The sequence below is a fragment of the Daejeonella rubra genome (assembly GCF_900103545.1).
In the GTDB taxonomy this organism is placed as follows: domain Bacteria; phylum Bacteroidota; class Bacteroidia; order Sphingobacteriales; family Sphingobacteriaceae; genus Daejeonella; species Daejeonella rubra.
In genome coordinates, this window is the sequence record NZ_FNHH01000072.1 from 1 (window position 1) to 1,267 (window position 1,267).

Genomic DNA, 1,267 nt, shown 5'->3' on the forward strand with positions numbered 1-1,267 from the left:
TATTTTAATTCTGTATCGAAGTTCACATCCAATGATGCCGGCTGAGTTACACTGAATGAAAGAACATCAGATAAGGTAATGTTAAGATTTGCAGTTTGTGCGAATGATGCTGTACTTAAGAATGAAACGAATGCGATTAATGCGAATATTTTTTTCATGTTGTTTTTATAGTTAGATTTTTTTTTCCTTATTTGATCATACTAAGGCAAAGAGCAGTCCAAACCGCTAAACATGCCAAAAACAGGGTTTTTAAGGGAAAAAGAGGAGATTTAATGTGGGATTTTTTCCCAATTGGGGAATTGAGTACTCATCCCATGGATTTTTGTAACACAAATCCCATCATTCAATTGATCGAACGAGTTAAGTCTGGCCGACAATGATTACATTAATAATGCAGGATGAGAATTGGCATCAAAAAAAGCAAAGACCATTGAAGCTTATTATTCGCGGTGACGGTAATACTAGTTGGCCAATTCCACTGATCTCATTCCTCAAAGAAGCAACTCGCATTAAAGCGGTTTTCAATTGCAATAATCCATAAACCATACTATAGATTCTCGGTAAAAAATTCCTTCAAACATTTCACCCCTTAAATTCCGCCGTTTACCGAAAACTTGCCGCCACCTGCCTAATTCCTGTTTTCCAGCGTTGATTTACGCCATACTTTTGAATCAACAAATCAAACAAGAAAACAAAAAATTATAAACAAATAAAAAAACAAGATCATGAAAACTTTAAAAACAATCACCGCAGCATTATTAACAGTTGTTTCATTCTCAGCTTTTTCAGCTGACGGATCAAAACTTGAAAAATTGAACATGAGCTACGCCGCACAAACCTATGTGGATGCGATGACTCACGGAAAGATCGAAGCCTTGCCGGAGGTTCTTGACAAAGAAATCAAGTATACCACAACGAATGGCGACAGGATACTGAATTTTAACAAAGCAGAAATGCTGAAATCTCTTGAAGGCATTCAAAATGTTGAGCAAAATTGTACTACTGAGTATAGTGTAGTGGAAACTACTCCAACTATCAGTGTAGTGAAAGTAACCATGAAATACGAAGGATTCTCAAAAATCACATACCTGAACCTGGCAAATACTTCCAAAGGGTGGAAGATCACAAGTATCTCAACTTCCTTTATATAAAATTACATTTTACATAAAAAAGAGGCTGTCTCGAAACACAATTCGAGATGGCCTTTTTTATTTAATAAATATATTAATCTCTTTGCTGAGTTTTCCGTTTCTGGCGGACAATTGAA

The 1,267-nt window shown here is 35.8% G+C and carries 1 protein-coding gene; it reads left to right on the forward strand.

Features of this window, described 5'->3' with window-relative positions:
* Nucleotides 1–725 precede the first annotated feature (725 nt).
* Entirely contained in the window at nt 726–1,151 is a 426-nt protein-coding gene (locus BLR27_RS18355) for a nuclear transport factor 2 family protein (RefSeq protein WP_090707339.1), read from the forward strand.
* Nucleotides 1,152–1,267: the final 116 nt, after the last annotated feature.